Below are 16,829 nucleotides of genomic sequence, written 5' to 3'. Positions count from 1 at the left end.
GGCGTAGACGGCCACGCTCGCGATCCCGGCATCCCGGCAGGCCCGGGCCACGCGGACAGCGATTTCGCCACGATTGGCGATGAGCACCTTGCGCAGCATGACGCGAATACCTCCAAAGACCGTGGGGTCGGATCCCGCACGCCGTGGGGTGGGGCCGTACGGGACGGGTGGGAGTGGGTGGGGCCGCGTGGCGGTGGCGGCCACGACGGAGCGGTGTCCCGTACGCCTGCGGGGCGAAGCCCCTGCGTGAGGCGGGCCGGGTGGTGGAACGGCGGGTGTCAGGCGGGGACCGCCTGCGCGCCGGCTTGGTCGGTACCGGTCCCGTCCGCCCCGAAGGCGTCCACGGTCGCGGCGAGTTCGGCGACCGTTCCGGTGGTGTGGGTGCGGGCGCCGGGGTCGATCCTGCGGCACAGACCGGCCAGCACACGGCCCGGCCCGACCTCGACGTACCGCCGCACTCCCCGGTCGGCCAGCGCGCGCACGGTCCCGGTCCACCGCACCGGTGCGGACAGCTGCCTGCGCAGCACCGAGACGATCTCCTGCGCGCTGGTCAGCGGGGCGGCCGTGACACTGGAGACCATGGGCACCGAAGGATCGCGGAAGTCCACCGCGGCCAGCGCCTCGGCGAACTCCGCCTCGATGTCCCGCATCAGCGTGCAGTGGAACGGCGCGCCCACCCCGAGGGGAACGACCCGCCGGGCGCCCGCCCGCCGCGCCGCCTCGGCCACCGCCGCGACCGCCGCCGTCTGGCCCGAGACCACGGTCTGGGCGGGCTCGTTGTCGTTGGCCACCTCGACCACCTGCCCCGTCTCGGCGGCCGCCCGGGCGCACAGGGCTTCGACGGCGGGCAGGTCCAGGCCCACCACGGCCGTCATGGCCCCCGGCACCCGCTCGTTGACCTCGGCCATGAGCCGCCCGCGCAGCCGCACCAGGCGCAGGGCGTCCTGCCAGGACAGGACGCCGGCGCACACCGCGGCCGTGTACTCGCCGAGACTGTGACCGGCGACGACGTCGGGCTCGACGTCGTGCGCGCGCAGGACGTCGAGGACGACGGCGCTGGTCAGGAAGACCGCCGGCTGGGTGACCGCGGTGTCGCGCAGGGCCTCGGCGGGCCCTTGCCGGCACAGGTCGGACAGGGGGAAGCCGAGCAGCTCGTCGGCGGTGCGGTAGTACGTGTCGACCAGATCGGGACGCCGCTGTACGAAGTCGGCGCCCATGCCGACGCGCTGCGAACCCTGGCCGGGAAAGACGAACGCCGTGGATGTCATGTCTCGTTGCTTCCTCCGCTCCGTGACGCACTCTTGACGGCTGCTCCTGCAGGACCCGGCGCACGCAGGGCGAAAGGCCGTGAGGGGAACCGCGTGGATGAATTCGGCATGGCGGCGCGAGAAGGCGGCCGGGTGTTTCAGAGCTTCACCGGAGCGGGGCGCCGCGTCAAGGCTGCGAAAGGGCAGGGCAAAGGTTCGTCAGAGGACTGCAAAATCCAAAAGGAAGGGACAGAGGCTCGTTACAGGAGTGCAAGACGGCCGTGCGTTCCGCAAGGTCCCCCCGATATCTTTCAGCCGGAGAACAAAGCGTCGCGCAACCGCCGAACGCCTTTCCGTGCATTCGCCGACGTTCACCGGTCCCGGATCCCGAACCCGAGGAAGACATGGCCACGACCGACCGACGTGTGTTGTCCGCAGTGGAGCACGACGCCGAGAGCGGGGTGACCCCCGTGCGCATACTGCTCGTCGAGAGCGACCGCAGACTCGCCCGCTGCGTGGCCGCCGGCCTGCGACGGCAGGGCTTCGAGGTGGACCACGTGACCACGGCGGGCGAGGCGTTGCGCTCCTGCCGGCAGGCCGACGTCGTCCTGCTGGACCTGAGCGTCTGCGAGCAGGCGGGGCCGCGCCTGTGCCACGAGATCCGGGCCGTCGCCGGCGTGCCCGTGGTGGCCGTCAGCGCCGACCGCACGGAGGCCACCCGCGTGCGGGCCCTGCGCGCGGGCGCGGACGACTGCCTCGACAAGCCCTACGGGTTCAGGGAACTGGTCGCACGCGTCGAGGCGGTGCTGCGCCGCGCGCGTGCCGCGCGGCCCCGCGCCACGGTGCCCGGCCGCGACGACGAATCACCGGTGCGGGTCGACGCCGTCACCCGGGAGGCCCGCATCGGCGAGCGGTGCCTCGCCCTGACGGAGAAGGAGTTCGACCTCCTCCACCTGCTGGTCTCGCGCTCGGGAACCGTCGTCTCCCGGGAGGAGATCATGCTCAAGGTGTGGGGCGACGCCTGGAACAAGCGGAGCCGCACGGTGGACACCCACGTCGCCAGCCTGCGCCGGAAGCTGGACGACGACGGCTGGATCGTCACCGTCCGGGGCGTCGGTTTCCGCTTCACCGCGCCGGGCCGTCCCGCTCCCGTGCGCCCCGCCGAGACCACCGGCGGCACGAGGGCGTCCCGGCGCCGCGCGAGTGGCCGGGCGGCGGGCGGCCCGGCCACGGCCGAACCGCTCAGGGTGGTGCGTCCCGCGTCCCGCGTGCGCGACGTCACCCGTGCCCGCCTGCGGTTACCGTCGGACCGTCACTGACCGGGCGCGCCCTGCGCGTCCGCCGCCCGGTCGGCCCGGTCCGAGGCCTCGCCGAGCATCCGCTCGAACGCCTCGGCGTCGATCCCGGTCAGCGCCTCGTGCGGCGCTCCCGTGCACGACGGTCACGCGCCCGCGACGGTGTGCCCGAGCCCGCCGGATAGGGCGCGGGGCGGGCAGGGTAGGAAAGGGGCGTGAGTGAGCATCAGGGGCCCGAGTGGACGGACATGACGCCGGCGGACTTCGACCGGGAGGCTCCGCTGCGTCTGGACGTGGACGCCGGCGCCGCGCCGGTGCCGGCCGAACCGGACGAGTACGGCACGCCACCCCTGTTCGGGCGGCAGGCCCCGCCCCGGCCCGCCACCCGGCGCCGTTCCCGCAACGGCGCCGCGCGCAGCGAACAGGGGCGCCTGTTCTAGGGCCTGTCGTCAGATTCCCGTCGTCCGCCCGGAGGGCGGGCCCCGCGGCGTCGGGTGCGTGCTCCCGGCGTGCCGGGCGCGGGCCCTCGTCCTGTGGATGTACTCGGGTCTGCGCCCGGCACGCCGAGAGTGCGTGCAGGGCGTCGCGGGGCAGGCGGGAGTTCGACGACAGGCCCTGGGCCGGCCGGCAGGACCGGCCGGCCGAGCGGTGGCCGCGCCGGCGAGGGCCGGCCACCGCGGGCCGAACGGACCCTGTGGAAGGCGGACAGGTACGCGGCGTGGCGGTCCGCGCCGGTGATCCGCACGAAGGACCCGTCGGCGGACCGCGGCGAGGAGCCGGTCAGACCGGCGCTGCCCGTGTACGCGCGGGGTGTGATGCCGCCGCCGACGGGGATCCGTTTCCTGCGCGGGCGCACGTCGATGCCGGGCCCGCGGGGGATCGTACCGGGCGCGGGCCGGGCCTCCTCGATGCGCCGGTGCCGGTCCGCGCCTGACGGAAGGTCACCACCCGTGCGCCGGGCGGCGGTGACCTTCCGTCAGGCGCTTCGGCCGCACGTCACGGTTGTCGTGAACCTTGCAAACTCGGCTCCGCCCTGCTTCCATCCGGTTAGGAAAGTTTCCTAACTGTCGGTCCTCCGAACGGAGTCCCCCATGAAACCGGCACGCCTGCGGCCACGTACAGCCGCGGCACTGGGCGGCGCGCTCCTCCTCGCCCTCACCGCCGCGCCGGCCGCCGACGCGGTTCTCCACCCGTCCCCCCGCACCCCCGCCGCCACGACCCCCGTCGCCCTCAACGGCCGGCTCGAGGTCTGCGGTACCAAGCTCTGCAACGCGCACGGCAAGGCCGTCCAACTGCGCGGCATGAGCACGCACGGCACCCAGTGGTACGCGCAGTGCCTGACGAGCGGCTCGCTCGACGCCCTGGCGAAGGACTGGAAGGCCGACGTCCTGCGCGTCTCCACCTACGTGCAGGAAGGGGGCTACGAGACCGACCCCCAGCGCTTCACGGACCTCGCCGACTCCCTCATCCGGCAGGCGACGGACCGGGGCATGTACGTGATCGTCGACTGGCACATGCTCTCTCCCGGGGACCCGCACACCAACCTCGCCGACGCCAGGAGGTTCTTCACCGAGATCGCGAAGAGGAACCACGGCAGGAACAACATCCTCTACGAGATCGCCAACGAGCCCAGCGGCGTGAGCTGGTCGCGGATCAAGAGCTACGCGGAGCAGGTCATCCCGGTCATCCGGGCCGTCGACCCCGACGCCCCCGTCCTGGTCGGCACCCGCGCGTGGTCCTCGTTCGGCGTCTCGGAGGGGGCCGACGAGTCCGAGGTCGTCGCCGACCCGGTCGACGCCCCGAACATCATGTACACCTTCCACTTCTACGCCGACTCGCACCGGGACGAGTACCTGGCGACCCTCTCCCGCGCCGCGGACCGGCTGCCGGTGTTCGTCACGGAGTTCGGCACCCAGAACTACGCGGGTGAGGGCGGCAACGACTTCGCCATGTCCCAGCGCTACCTCGACCTGATGGCCGACAAGAAGATCGGCTGGGTCAACTGGAACTACTCCGACGACCACCGCACCGGTGCCGTCTTCAACACCGGAACCTGTGCGAACGACGGCCCCTGGACCGGGACTTCGTCCCTCAAGCCGGCCGGCGTCTGGATCCGTGACCGCATCAGGACACCGGACGACTTCCCCACCGGCTGACGCGCGGCCTCCCGCGCCCGCCCGCCCGTCCGCTCGGGACGCCCGGCCGGACGGGCGGTCGCACGGTGCGCGGTGCACGGCCGGCAGGGGGCGGGCCCGGAGCGGCCGCGGCCCGGTCCGCTGGTCTCGCCGCGGGTCCCTCCGCGGGATCCGCGGCGGGACCCGCGGAGCTTTGCCGACGGACACCTGAGGGACCGTACGTTCCCGGTGGCGGTGCGGACCCCGTGCGGCGCGTCCGGCCCGGCCGCCGCAGGGACCGCGGCCCGGCGGGCACGGAACCTCTGAGCTTGCTCAAAGAGGGCTTCGGGCCGCCGCGGCCCAGGGCATCCTCCGGACAGCCGGTGCGAACGCCCGGCGGGGGAGGGGGAACCATGGGGATCACGTTGGTCCTGGTGGGCGTGGCCGTGGCGGGCCTCGTCGCGGTGTGCGTGTGGGGGGTGCGCCGGGCCTGGCGGCGCGCCTGGGACGACCTGGGGCTGCAGGCCTCCGTGCGCGGTCACGGTGCCGGGCGCGGCCATGGGCCGTGGCCGGCGAGCGGCGCTGCGAAGGCGGGAGCGGCGACGGCCGGCGGCAGTTCGCTCAGCTGCTCGTCGTGGTACGCCGCGGACGACTCCGGCGGAGGGCCGCAGAGCGACTGTTCGTGCGGCAGTTCGTCCTCGTGCGGCAGCTCCTCCTCATGCGGCAGTTCGTCCTCGTGCGGCAGCTCCTGCTGACTCGTACGGCGCGCCGGGATCGGAGGGGCGGGGCGACTGAAGGCGGGCTAACGACACCTAAGCATCTTTAGCTGTACGCACGATGATCGCTTGCCTAGCCTCGACCCGCACCGACCCCGTGCCGCAGGCGCCGGGGCACCCGCCACCTGCGAGGAGAGACGCGTGACATCCGTACACCTGATCGGCGGCGGCTGGCGCGGGAAAGCCGCGGACCTCGTCCACGGCCCCTTCCTCGCCGCGGCCGCCGCCAGACGAGCGGGCGGGACCCCCGTGATCGCCTGCCTGCTGGTCGACGAGGGCGACGGGCACGCGCAGGAGTCCTTCGCCCGCTACGACGCGGTCCTGCGGGCCGTCGCGCCCTGTGTCCCCGTGCCCGTACCGGTACCGGTGGGCCACTCCTTCGACCCGGCCCTGCTCGGCCGGGCGGACGCCCTGCTCGTCGGCGGCGGCCTCACCCCGGCCTACCAGCAGGCCCTCGCCCCCGTGCGGGCCGGCCTGCCCGCCCTGCTGCGAGCCGGGGCCATGCCCTACGCGGGCTTCTCCGCGGGGGCCGTCGTCGCCTCCCGCCACGCCCTGGTGGGAGGCTGGACGTCCGGCGGTATCGCCGTGTGCCCGGAAGACGCCGCCGAGGACCTCGACGAGATCGAGGTCCGGCCCGGCCTCGGCCTGGTCCCCTTCACGGTCGACGTGCACGCCGCACAGTGGGGGACCCTGCCCCGGCTCGTCGAGGCCGTGCGCCGCGGGGACGTCCCGTACGGCGTGGCGATCGACGAGGACACCTGCCTCACCGTCCACGAGGACCGTGCCGAGGTGTCCGGACTCGGGGCGGCACACCTGGTGCGGCGCGCACCGGCGGAAGCGGAGGGCGCGGTGGCCGTCTCCGTCGGCGCGTACCGCGCCGGCCGGTCCTTCCCCCTGCGGTGGACGCCGGACAGCCGGTGGCCGGTGGGGGAGACGAGGCGGACGAGGTAGACGGCGGCCGCCGGCACGCCGGCGACGGCGGCGCGCGTCCGGGCCGTCCGCCGTTGCGCACGGCAGGCCCTCCGGCCGCCCGCCGTCACGGGCCCAGGTGCGCCGGTTCGCCGCTGCCGGCCTCGCGCACCGGCCGGAACTCCACGGCCACCACGCCGTCGACGTTGCGGCACAGCTCCTCCAGGACGGGGACCGCGAGCCGGGAGGAGAGCCGCCCGGTGAGCACGACGTGTCCGTGCGTCACGTCCACCTGCACGGCCGAGGGAGCCTCGCCCAGCGCCTTGACCAGGACCTCCTCGACGATCTCGGTACGGATCGCCTGGTCCTTGCGCAGGAAGACACGGAGCAGGTCGCTCCGGCTCACCACGCCGATCAACCGCCGTTCGCCGTCGACCACCAGGAGCCGCTTGATGCCGTGCTGGGCCATCACCCGGGCGGCGTCCACGACGCTCCAGTCCTCCCGCGCGCAGACGGCGGGCGAGGTCATCAGCCCCGCCGCGTCCGTGGCCAGGGCCTTGGCCGGCCGCGGGCGGACGCCGGACCCCGCGGCGTCGTCCGCCGGCCGGCCCCACATCTTGTGCAGGAGGTCCGCCTCCGACACCACGCCCACCGGGCGGTTCTCCTCGTCCACCACGGGGACCGCGGTGATGCCGTACTCCTGCAGCAGATGGGCGATCTCCTTGAACGGCGTACCGCCCTGGACCCGTACGACCGCGTCACTCATCAGGTCGCGGACCCTCAGGTGGTTCATTCGGGGCCTTCCTTTCTCCGACCACCGGCGCAGAAGGAAGCGTCCAGCGGTGCCCCGGTCGTGCCTCTGACTCCCACTCCCCGAACTTAGCCCGACTCGGAGCCGCCCGGGCACGGTCAGGGCCGTCCCGTTCCCGGATCCCGGCCGGCAGGTTCCGGGCACCCCCCCGCCGGCCGCCCGGCGAGGGCGCCGTCCGGACGCCCGGACCACCGCCCCGGCCCATTGACAACGCCTCATGCGGTGTCCGGCGCCGGCCCGTCACGGGCCGGCGCACCGCCCTCGCGGGGACGGCGGACTGACCGCCGCCACCGCGTGGACCGCCCGGCCCCGGTGAGGCCCCGCCGCGGCCGCAGTCCCGGCGGAGCCGGACGCGGCGCCCCCGCCCCACCGGCGAGGGCGCCGGGGACGACCGGGCCGGGCCCGCGGCCGCTCCGGCGGCCGGGGCCCGCCGGAGCGGCAGGGGCGGGCCGGCCGGCGGCCGTCACGGGGCCCGGACCCGGGGCCCGCCGCACGGCACGTGCGGAGCGCGGGCGCCGGCCGGGCGGAGAAGCCCTGGTGCGGGTCCTCGGGTGACGTCGCCGGCCGGCGCCGTGCGGCGGACGCCGCGGGCGGCGTGCGGGCCGAAGACCTCCGACGGCGCGGGCCGGTGCATCCCCCGCGGGGCCGCGGAGGGAAGGCGGGAGAAGGACCCCGGGACCCGGCCCCGGGCCGGGGCGGTCACCGTCGCGAAGCGGTGTGCCGATCGCCGCCCTTGGGCGTAACGTCCTGATATGAACGAGGGAGGTGCCTCGTGACCGGCACGGGTGATCCGGACGCCGGTGCCGACGGGCTGGACGCCGCGTTCACCGAGACGGTGCGTCGCACCGGCGCGTCCATCGGTGCTCTGTACCTGCTCGCACCGGACGAACAGCTGCTGCGTCTGCACGTGATGTGCGGGGCGCCCGTCGAACTGGCCGCACCGTGGACGAGGATCTCGCTCGCCTCCCCGGCGCCGGTGACCGACGCCGTCCGGGACGACCGCCTGGTGTGGGTGGGCAGCCAGGAGGAGATGGCCCGCTCCTATCCGCGCGCCGCGATAACGCTTCCCTACCCGTTGGCGCTGGTCGCGGCGCCGGTCAACGGAGTCCGGCGGTGGGGTGCCCTGCTGCTGATGTGGCCGGCCACCCGTCCGCCGTACATGACCGGGCGGGAACGCAGCAACATCGCCTCCAGCTGCCGGCGTCTGGCCCGCGCGCTGGAGGAAGCCGCCGACGGCGGCAGGCCGTTGGGCGTCAAGGGCCCGCCTCGTGTCGTCCCGGCCGGAACCGGGCACGCCTCCGCGAGCCCGGCGATGGCGATGGCCGACTTCATCGAGCGCCTGCCCGGCGGGAGCTGCGCACTGGACCTGGAGGGACGCTTCACCTTCCTGAGCGCCGGGGCCTGCGAGCTGCTGGACAGCGACGCCGACCGGCTGCTGGGCACCGTGCCGTGGCAGTCCCTGCGCTGGCTGGACGACCCGACCTACGAGGACCGCTACCGTGCCGCGCTGCTCAGCCGCGAGCCCGTGGCCTTCACCGCGTGCCGCCCGCCGGACCAGTGGCTGGACTTCCACCTCTACCCCGACGCCAGCGGCATCAGCGTCCGCATCGTCCGCACCGGCGCACAGCCCCCGCCCGTACCCGCGCCCCACCGGTCCTCGCGCAGTGCCACACCCGCCCGGGCCGGCCAGCTCTACCAGCTCACGCACCTGGCCGCCGCGCTGACCGAGGTCGTCGGCGTCCAGGACGTGATCGACCTGGTCGCCGACCAGATCATGCCCGCCTTCGGCGCCCAGGGGCTGGTCCTGTCCGCCGCCGAGGCCGGCCGGCTGCGGATCACAGGCCACCGCGGCTACACCCCTCACGCCATCGCCGCCCTGGACGGGCTGCCCCTGGACACCGACTTCACCCCGGCAGGGCGCGCTCTGGGCAGCGGCATCCCCGCCTTCTTCGCCGACCAGGAGGAGATGCGGCGCGTCTACCCGCAGGCCCCGCTCGTCAGCGGCAAGCACGCCTGGGCCTTCCTGCCGTTGATCATCTCCGGAAGGCCGGTCGGCTGCTGCGTCCTGTCCTACGACCACCCCCACGAGTTCCCGGCCGAGGAACGAGCCGTCATGACCTCCCTCGCCGGGCTGATCGCCCAGGCCCTCGACCGCGCCCGCCTGTACGACACCAAACACGAACTCGCCCACGGCCTGCAGCAGGCGCTGCTCCCGCGCACCCTCCCCGCCGTCGACGGCCTGCGGGTCGCCGCCCGCTACCTGCCCGCCACCCACGGCATGGACATCGGCGGGGACTTCTACGACCTGATCCGGCTCGGCGACACCGCCGCCGCGGCCGTCATCGGCGACGTGCAGGGCCACAACGTCGCCGCCGCCGCCCTCATGGGCCAGGTCCGCACCGGAGTGCACGCCCAAGCGTCCTCGGGCACGCCCCCCGACCAGGTCCTCGCCCGGACCAACCGGCTCCTCATCGACCTCGGCTCCGACCTGTTCACCAGCTGCCTCTACGCCCACCTCGACTTCGCCCGCCGGAGCGTGACCCTGGCCAGCGCCGGCCACCCGCCACCGCTGCTGCGCCTGCCCGGCGGCGACAGCCGGCCCGTGGCCGTCCCGCCCGGACCGCTCCTGGGGATCGACCCCGACGCCGTGTTCCCCGTGACCGGGATCCCGCTCACCCCGGGGATGACCCTCGCCTTCTACACCGACGGCCTCATCGAGGCTCCCGGGGTCGACCTGGACGACGCCATCGCCCGCCTCGCCCGTCGTCTCGCCCGGGCCGACGACCGGGACCTGGAGGGGCTCATCGACGACCTGCTGGGCAACGTCGGCACCACGGGCCAGCGCGCCGACGACGTCGCTCTGCTCGTGCTGCACCACGGAGCGGGGCACGGGCGGTGACGGAACACCCCGGACGCCGAAGGGCCGGCCCGGGAGGGCCGGCCCTTCGGCGTGTCCCGCGCCTCGCCGGGTGCTCAGCCCTGGCGGGCCTTGAAGCGGGGGTCCTTCTTGTTGACGACGAAGGTCACGCCCCGTCGGCGCACCACCTGGGCACCGGGCCTGGCCTTCAGCGAGCGCAGGGACTTGCGCACCTTCATGGTCGTCCTCTCCTCGTCTTCCTGTGCTCTTCGTGCTCCGGCACCGGTCCTGGTGCCCCGGCCGGGGAGCACAGGTCCCGGCCGCGTTCGGGGACGGCCGCGGCCGAGCGGCCGTATCGCCGTGCGAACCGCCCGACGCGGGCCGCCGCGTCCACGGTCCTACCTCTCCTCGCGGAAGAGGACGTGCCGTCCGGCCACCGGGTCGTACTTGCGCAGGACCATCCGGTCGGGCTGGTTCAGGCGGTTCTTGCGCGTGACGTAGGTGACGCCGGTCCCGGCCGTCGACTTCAGCCGGACGACGGGACGCGCGGTGCTGCGTGCCATGGGGCCCTCCTTTCGCGGACCGGCACCCGCTGAATTTGATCTGCGCATGCCAGTCTCTGTGCTGTGCAACAGCGGGCTGTACCAGGACATTCCCGTCGGCCGCAGCCCGCGGCGCCGGCGCAGCGGGCTGCGGCCGGGCCGCGGAAGGCGTCCCTGGGTTTTCTCGGGCCGACGACCTGGATGCCGGCGCCGAACCCGCCGACGGCGGCGGCCGGAGCGGGCCGCGACCACGCGCCCGGGACGGGCCGGCCGCGATCCGGCCCCAGCTCCTCGACGAGTCCGTCGTGGAGGTGGGGGACACGGCGGTGGCGGGCGCCGCCTGCTGGACGCCCCTGCGCGGACTGCCGAGGGACCGCGTCGGTGTCACCCGGGCCGTGGACGCCGTCAGTCGGTACGACGCGTCCTGACCTGACCCGACCCTCCCGGGCGGCGGGATCAGCGGTTGCCGGTCTGGCCGTGCCAGTCCAGGCACACCACGGTGGCGTCGTCCTCGGGATGACCGTGACAGGCCTCCTGTACCGCGTTGGTGAGCTCCTGGACCGCCTGTCTGGGATGCAGGCCGCTGGTGTCGTGCAGCAGGGCGGGCAGGTCGACGGCCGCCGCCGCCCGGTCCTGCATGCCGTCGGTGGTCAGGAGCAGCCGGTCCCCGGGGCGCAGGTCGAGTTCCTGGACGCGGTAGGGGACGGGCGAGGGGACCCCGAAGGGCAGGTTGACGGAGAGGCGGATCTCCTCCACGACGCCGTCGCGCAGCCGCAGCGGCCAGGGATGACCGGCGTTGATCAGCTGGACGCGCTGTTCCGCGAGCCTGATGCACAGCAGCTGTCCGGTGGCCATGGTGCCGCGGCCGTGGTCCAGGATCGCCTGGTGGGCCCGGCGGGCCTGTTCGGCCACGTTGCAGCCGGCGCGCCGGGCGCCACGCAGGGCGCCGAGCAGAAGGGTGGCCAGGAGCGCGGACCCCACGTCGTGCCCCATGGCGTCGGTCAGCGAAAGGTGCAGGGTGTCGTGGTCGAGGCAGTAGTCGTAGGTGTCACCGCCGATGTCGTCGGCGGGCACCAGCCCACAGGCGAGGGTGAACTGCGGCGCCTCGCAGCAGGACGCCGAGGGGAGCAGCTGGTGCTGGATCTCCGCGGCGAGGGTCATGCGCGTGGTGCGCTGGCCCCATTGGTAGAGGTCGGTGAAGCGCCGGTCGGTCACGATGATGTAGGCCAGTGCGTGCGCGGCTTCCGCGACGTGCCGCAGGACCGTGTCGTCGGTGCCGGGGAGCGTCATCTCCAGGACGCCGACGCAGTCACCGCGGTTCGTGACGGGAACGACGACCCGGTGCCCGCCCCCCGCGTCCCGCTCCTGGTGCAGCCGCTGGGTGCGCAGTACCCGGTCGTAGGCGCTGCCCCGCAGGGGGATGCGCTCGGTGCTGGTTCCCCCGGGTCCGGCGTCCCCGGCCGCGTTGAGCCGTACCAGCTCCTGCCCGACGAAGTCGAGGAAGAGCAGGGAGACGGATACCGCGCCGAAGCGCTTCTGCAGATAACGCGCGACGACGTCCACCGACTCCATCGGCGCTGCGTCCTCGGCAGCCGCCAGGATCTCTCCCAGTGCGAACTCAGCGGCCACTGCCACCTCCCTGCGGTCGCCAGACTTTTATCCCCGACCCGGTCGCGCATTCCTGCGGCACGGACAGAGACCACCTGCAGGGGGCATGGCCGGGCCTCTCGTCGAACACCAGGAGAACTCCTGCGCGGCCGGGCCCGTCACGAGCCGCCTGCCGTCTCCTGCCGGCGTGCCGGCGTGCCGGCGGCGGAAGGCGACCACGGCACTCGTCGCACAGCGCGGCCCGGTCTTCCGCGAAGGCGTCGGCCGGCCGTCTCCCCGGCCCGGGCGCCCACGCCCGTCCCGGTCCCTCACCCCGGGTCCTCCGGGAGGTAGAAGGCCTGCCTCAGGAACGCGGCCATGTCCTCCAGCGCCTGCACGTAACCGGACCTGTAACGGGCGTCGGTGTCGGTCCGCCGGCTCTCGGCCCGCGCCCACTGGTCCAGCTTGAGGGCGATGCGGAGGTGGTTCCGGTACAGCGCGCCGTACTCGCCCTCGAGTGCGGCTCGCGCGCGGCCCTCGTCCCAGTCCTCGAGGGTTCCTGTGTCGAAGTCCAGCAGTTCCTCGTCGTCCGGCAGTTCCTCGTCGGGTCGTTCCACGGGGTTCCTCCTCGGTCGGGCCCCCGTTCCCACGGTGCCTCACCGGGGCCGCCGGGCGAGCCCTCGCACCCGGGCCGCGCCGCGCACCGCCGGGTGAGCCGGGGAGCTGCGCCGTTGCCGTCCGGTGACGCCGGTGACAAAGCTGTAGCGGTGGCGGAGGGCAACGAAGAGGCCCGACGGCGGGTCGTACGACGTGTCATGACCGGCGAGTGCCGCGGTGGGCCGCACGACTGCGACTCCCCGCCGTCCGCGTCCGGTCGTCCGATCCGCATCGCATGGGGGAACCATGAACACTCGCACCCGCGGTACCCGACTCGCGCTGGCCGCGCTGGCCGCCGGAACCGCAGTCGCGCTGGCCGCCGTCCCCGCATCGGCGGCGGACGCTCCCCGCTTCCTGGAACCGGGCGAGCTGCCGCCGCACCCGACGTCGCCCTGGTACGCTGGCCCGGTCACCGCCGGGCAGCCCGAGCACCCGCCGGTCTGCGTGGGGGAGGCGCTGCCGTCCATCTCCAGTCACCGCGAGTACTGGACCGAGTACGACACCAACGCGTTCCAGGTGACCGTGGTGGAGCGCGACGAGCAGCGGGCCAAGGCGTTCGCCGCGCTGCTGCGCCAGAAGGTCGCCGACTGTGCCGAGCGGCTCGTGCAGGAGAACCCGGGCCTGACGGCGACCGAGAAGGACTACGGCAAGATCAAGGTCGAGGAGGGCGCCCGCGTCTACGGCCTGCACACCGTCTCCGACTGGGGTTCCTCCGACGTCAGCCTGTTCTCGGTGGGCCGGGACGGCAGGACCGTGACCTATGTCCGGTGGGCGCAGATGGGCACCTTCGAGCACGCGCAGGTCGCGGACTTCAAGAAGACCACCGTGACGGCCGTCGACAAGCTCTACTGAACCCCGGGCCGGAGCCGCCCGCCCCGCCGGCGCCGCGGGAGGCCGGACGGGTGTGACGACGTCCGGCCGGTCACGGCCCGGGTCAGCCGCCGACGTGGATGCCGGGGCGGCGGCCGGGGTCGGGCTCGTGTTCGCGGATGATCTCGCGGGTGACGGGCGCGGTGTCGCCGCGGCCGAGGAGGAAGTAGCGGAACATGTGCTTCAAAGGGCTGCCCTCGGCCCAGGCGAAGTAGCAGTGCGGCCTGACGCCGGTGGCGTCGCGCAGGGCCAGCAGGATCGCGGCGATGGCGTTGGGGGCGGCCGGGGCCTGGGCGCGCAGGACCCGGTACCCGTCCACCTCGACGCCGTGGACGGCGAGGGTGTCGCTGAAATCGGACGGGTCGACCACGTCGATCTCCAGGAACAGGATGTCGGCGGGGCCGGGTACCGGGTTGGCGCCCCGCTGCTCGCGTTCCTTCTCGGCGTACTCGGCGCCGTCGCCGGCCTGGCGGCGGTTGGCGACGATGTTGAGGGAGTGGTCGTGGGCGAGGCTCTCGGTGACGAACCGGCGTGCCGCCGGGTCGAACTCGATGCTGTCGGCGCGCAGTTCGGTGGTGCGGGCGATCCGGGAGATCAGCGACACCAGGACGATCCCGGCGATGAAGACGCCGGAGATCGCGATGCCGTCGGGCTTGTCGATGATGTTCGCCGCCAGGGCGTAGGACAGAGCCGCGGTGAGCAGGGCGAAGCCGGCGGTGGCCGCACGCCGGTGACGGCGCGCGGCGGAGACGGTGACGGCGAAGGCGCCCGAGACCATCATCGCCAGGACGCCGGTCGCGTAGGCACCGGCCTGGGCGTTGACATCGGCGCCGAAGGCGAGGGTGAGGGCCACGCACACGGCCGTGTAGACGAGGACGACCGGGCGGACCGCGCGCCCCCACTCGGGGGCCATGCCGTAGCCCGGCAGGTAGCGGGGCACGATGTTGACCAGTCCCGCCATCGCCGATGCGCCGGCGAACCACAGGATCAGGATGGTGCTGATGTCGTAGACGGTGCCGAACGCCTCTCCGACGTGCTCGTGGGCCAGCCAGGCCAGGGCCCTGCCGTTGGCGTCGCCGCCGGGTTCGAACTCCTGGTGCGGGATGAGCACCGTGGTGACGAAGCTCGCGGACAGCAGGTAGACGCTCATGACGACCGCGGCGGCGGTGAGCAGCCTGCGGGTGTTGCGGATCCGGGATTCCAGCCGCTGCCCGGGACCGCTGCCGCCGGCGGCCACGAGCGGCATCATGCTCACCCCGGTCTCGAATCCCGACAGGCCCAGCACCAGCAGCGGAAAGGCCAGCAGCGCGGGACCGGCGAGGTCCGCCGGGCCGCCCCCGGTGTCGGCCAGGGCACCGGTCCACGCGGCCCACGCCTCCTCACCGGTGACCACGTGCACCAGCCCGGCGGCGATGACGACCGCGTTGAGGACCAGGAAGACCGCCACCAGCGGGACGGCCACACCGACCGCTTCGCTGAAACCCAGCAGGAACACCCCGCCGAGCAGCACCAGCAGGGTCACCGTGAGGGCGACCTCGTGGCCGTGCAGCGCGTGGGGCAGGTAGGGGTTCTCCACCATGTGCACGGAGGCGTCCGCCGCGGAGAGGGTGATCGTGACGATCCACGAAGTGGCGACGAATCCGAGCAGGACCAGCACGAACAGCTTGCCCCACCAGAACGGCAACAGATCTTCCAGCATCGCCACCGAACCGGCCCCGTGCGGGCTCTCCCGCGCCACGCGCCGGTACATCGGCAGCATCCCGAGCAGGGTCAGCGCCACGATGACCAGCGTGGCCAGCGGAGAGACCGCCCCGGCCGCCGAGACGGCGATCGCCGGCACGTAGGCCAGGCTGGAGAAGTAATCCACCCCCGTCAGGCACATCACCTTCCACCAGGCGTGCGGCTTGCCGTGTCCCTCACCGGCCGCCGGCCCGACCGGCTGCACCCGGTGGCGCAGCAGCCACCCGGCCAGACGGCCGGCAGGCCGTGTCCGCAGCGCGGGACTGTCCACCACCGCCGGCAGGACCGGCCCCGTCGTGTCCTCCACAGCCTTCCCCCAGCCCTTTCGCCACGGCCGATCCGCCGACCACGCGTCTCGGGCCCTCTACCCCGCATCGGCCGACGCGTGCATGCCATGCCTGGCGGTGGGCGTCGGCCCGGCGGTGGCGGCGAAGGACAGTGCTCCCGCGGGCCGTCGCGCGTCGGAGCCCCTGTGGGGAACGCGGCTCGGAACGCGAAGTGCCGCTGGGGCGCCAGGTGGGTTCCCCCGCAGACGGGTACCCGGCCGGGGAAAGCGTGCCAGGTGGAGGTGGCGACATGGCGACTGCGCACCAACCGGAGACGCACCGGTCCGGGCAGGAAGTCCGGCAGTCCCTGATGCGGGGGCAGCGGCAACAGCTCATCGGAATGCTGATGATCGTCACCGCGGTGGCGCTGTTCGTGGCTCCGTGGATCGTGGGCTACCCCGACACGGCCAAGGACGCGCATCGCAACGAACTGGCTGTCGGGATGGTCGTCTTCTTCATCGCGCTCGCCCGGTTCGCCTGGTACCCCGGGAAGTGGCCCGATCTGGTCGTGCTGGCGGCGGGCGTCTGGATGATCGTCTCCCCCTGGGTCATCAGTCTGCAGAAGACCGAGGTGTTCGACGGCGCCCAGGTGGTCGACGTCGTCATCGGCATCGTGCTGGTGGTGCTGGCGAGCCTGTCCTTGCTGCTGCTGGCCCTGACGGAGAAAGCGGAGAAGAAGGCGGGGAAACACGACGGCGCCCGGCGGTGAGCCCGAGCCGGTGACCGGCGGGCGGTGAGCCCGAGCCGGTGACCGGCGCGGCTGAGGCCGCCGCGGGTTTCCGCCACCGCGCGGGGGACTCACCGGGCGAGGCGGCGTACCAGGCGGAGCAACGGGTGCGCTTGCCCGCGCTGCGGGCGAGCCGGCTGACGCAGACGTTCGTCCACTGGCCCCGTCTCCCCGGGCGGGGCCTTCCCTGACCCCCGGGTCACGGCCGGTCGCCTTTGTGGCCCTCGGCGTCGATGACGTCGCGCCGCCCGGTGTCCTCCGCCTGGTCCACTCCCACCACGTCGGGGTGGTGGAGGTCGAAGGCGGGGGATTCGGAGCGGATCTTGGGCAGGGTGGTGAAGTTGTGGCGTGGGGGCGGGCAGCTGGTGGCC

Annotated in this window: 16 protein-coding genes and 1 pseudogene; 8 read left to right on the top strand and 9 right to left on the bottom strand. The window is 73.9% G+C overall.

Features of this window, described 5'->3' with window-relative positions; genetic code table 11:
• Positions 1 to 96: biotin carboxylase N-terminal domain-containing protein (locus tag AB0L29_RS35105; RefSeq protein ID WP_279617129.1), on the bottom strand; the 96-nt coding region annotated here is incomplete at its 3' end.
• Between the two features lie 182 nt (positions 97 to 278).
• The gene (fabD, locus tag AB0L29_RS35100; RefSeq protein WP_365833360.1) at positions 279 to 1,268 is read right to left on the bottom strand and encodes an ACP S-malonyltransferase; all 990 of its coding nucleotides are present in this window, start codon (positions 1,266 to 1,268) and stop codon (positions 279 to 281) included.
• A 383-nt stretch (positions 1,269 to 1,651) separates the two neighbouring features.
• On the opposite strand from fabD, the gene AB0L29_RS35095 reads away from it, so the two are divergent.
• The 5 genes from AB0L29_RS35095 to AB0L29_RS35075 all read left to right on the top strand — a co-directional run bounded on the left by AB0L29_RS35095 (position 1,652) and on the right by AB0L29_RS35075 (position 6,383).
• Positions 1,652 to 2,566: a response regulator transcription factor gene (locus AB0L29_RS35095; protein WP_365833358.1), complete on the top strand. Its 915-nt coding sequence runs from the start codon at positions 1,652 to 1,654 to the stop codon at positions 2,564 to 2,566.
• A gap of 191 nt (positions 2,567 to 2,757) precedes the next feature.
• Positions 2,758 to 2,982, top strand: a complete 225-nt coding sequence (locus tag AB0L29_RS35090) for a hypothetical protein (RefSeq protein WP_365833356.1) — start codon at positions 2,758 to 2,760, stop codon at positions 2,980 to 2,982.
• 651 nt (positions 2,983 to 3,633) lie between these two features.
• Positions 3,634 to 4,698 carry a glycoside hydrolase family 5 protein gene (locus AB0L29_RS35085; RefSeq protein ID WP_365833354.1) on the top strand — a complete coding sequence of 355 codons (1,065 nt, stop codon included), beginning with the start codon at positions 3,634 to 3,636 and terminating at the stop codon, positions 4,696 to 4,698.
• 371 nt (positions 4,699 to 5,069) lie between these two features.
• Positions 5,070 to 5,411 (top strand): hypothetical protein, encoded by a 342-nt coding sequence (locus AB0L29_RS35080; RefSeq protein WP_365833352.1) that lies wholly within the window; start codon positions 5,070 to 5,072, stop codon positions 5,409 to 5,411.
• Positions 5,412 to 5,573: 162 nt separating this feature from the next.
• The gene (locus AB0L29_RS35075; protein ID WP_365833350.1) at positions 5,574 to 6,383 is read left to right on the top strand and encodes a Type 1 glutamine amidotransferase-like domain-containing protein; all 810 of its coding nucleotides are present in this window, start codon (positions 5,574 to 5,576) and stop codon (positions 6,381 to 6,383) included.
• Positions 6,384 to 6,468: 85 nt separating this feature from the next.
• Here the strand turns inward: AB0L29_RS35075 and AB0L29_RS35070 are convergent, their stop codons facing one another.
• Positions 6,469 to 7,134: a CBS domain-containing protein gene (locus tag AB0L29_RS35070; RefSeq protein WP_365833348.1), complete on the bottom strand. Its 666-nt coding sequence runs from the start codon at positions 7,132 to 7,134 to the stop codon at positions 6,469 to 6,471.
• 790 nt (positions 7,135 to 7,924) lie between these two features.
• Here AB0L29_RS35070 and AB0L29_RS35065 point away from each other — a divergent pair.
• Positions 7,925 to 10,051, top strand: coding sequence for a SpoIIE family protein phosphatase (locus AB0L29_RS35065; protein ID WP_365833346.1), 2,127 nt, complete (start codon positions 7,925 to 7,927; stop codon positions 10,049 to 10,051).
• Between the two features lie 74 nt (positions 10,052 to 10,125).
• Here the strand turns inward: AB0L29_RS35065 and ykgO are convergent, their stop codons facing one another.
• The 4 genes from ykgO to AB0L29_RS35045 all read right to left on the bottom strand — a co-directional run bounded on the left by ykgO (position 10,126) and on the right by AB0L29_RS35045 (position 12,755).
• Positions 10,126 to 10,248 (bottom strand): type B 50S ribosomal protein L36, encoded by a 123-nt coding sequence (gene ykgO, locus AB0L29_RS35060; protein WP_365833344.1) that lies wholly within the window; start codon positions 10,246 to 10,248, stop codon positions 10,126 to 10,128.
• 159 nt (positions 10,249 to 10,407) lie between these two features.
• Positions 10,408 to 10,572 (bottom strand): 50S ribosomal protein L33, encoded by a 165-nt coding sequence (gene rpmG / locus AB0L29_RS35055; RefSeq protein WP_365833342.1) that lies wholly within the window; start codon positions 10,570 to 10,572, stop codon positions 10,408 to 10,410.
• A gap of 435 nt (positions 10,573 to 11,007) precedes the next feature.
• Positions 11,008 to 12,123 carry a PP2C family protein-serine/threonine phosphatase gene (locus AB0L29_RS35050; protein ID WP_365833362.1) on the bottom strand — a complete coding sequence of 372 codons (1,116 nt, stop codon included), beginning with the start codon at positions 12,121 to 12,123 and terminating at the stop codon, positions 11,008 to 11,010.
• Between the two features lie 344 nt (positions 12,124 to 12,467).
• Positions 12,468 to 12,755, bottom strand: a complete 288-nt coding sequence (locus tag AB0L29_RS35045) for a hypothetical protein (protein ID WP_365833340.1) — start codon at positions 12,753 to 12,755, stop codon at positions 12,468 to 12,470.
• A gap of 286 nt (positions 12,756 to 13,041) precedes the next feature.
• On the opposite strand from AB0L29_RS35045, the gene AB0L29_RS35040 reads away from it, so the two are divergent.
• A complete protein-coding gene (locus tag AB0L29_RS35040; protein WP_365833338.1) occupies positions 13,042 to 13,647 on the top strand; it encodes a hypothetical protein in 606 nt (201 codons plus the stop codon).
• Between the two features lie 82 nt (positions 13,648 to 13,729).
• Here the strand turns inward: AB0L29_RS35040 and AB0L29_RS35035 are convergent, their stop codons facing one another.
• Positions 13,730 to 15,712, bottom strand: coding sequence for an amino acid transporter (locus tag AB0L29_RS35035; protein ID WP_365833337.1), 1,983 nt, complete (start codon positions 15,710 to 15,712; stop codon positions 13,730 to 13,732).
• Positions 15,713 to 15,981: 269 nt separating this feature from the next.
• On the opposite strand from AB0L29_RS35035, the gene AB0L29_RS35030 reads away from it, so the two are divergent.
• On the top strand, positions 15,982 to 16,440 hold the full coding sequence (locus AB0L29_RS35030) for an SPW repeat protein (protein WP_365833335.1): 459 nt from the start codon (positions 15,982 to 15,984) through the stop codon (positions 16,438 to 16,440).
• A 217-nt stretch (positions 16,441 to 16,657) separates the two neighbouring features.
• Here AB0L29_RS35030 and AB0L29_RS35025 read toward each other — a convergent pair.
• Positions 16,658 to 16,829 (bottom strand): annotated as a pseudogene (locus AB0L29_RS35025) (cytochrome ubiquinol oxidase subunit I); the annotation flags it as partial.

Source organism: Streptomyces sp. NPDC052701, from assembly GCF_040678355.1.
Taxonomy (GTDB): domain Bacteria; phylum Actinomycetota; class Actinomycetes; order Streptomycetales; family Streptomycetaceae; genus Streptomyces.
Note: the sequence above shows the minus strand (reverse complement) of the source record. Positions and strands in the feature narration are given on the sequence as shown.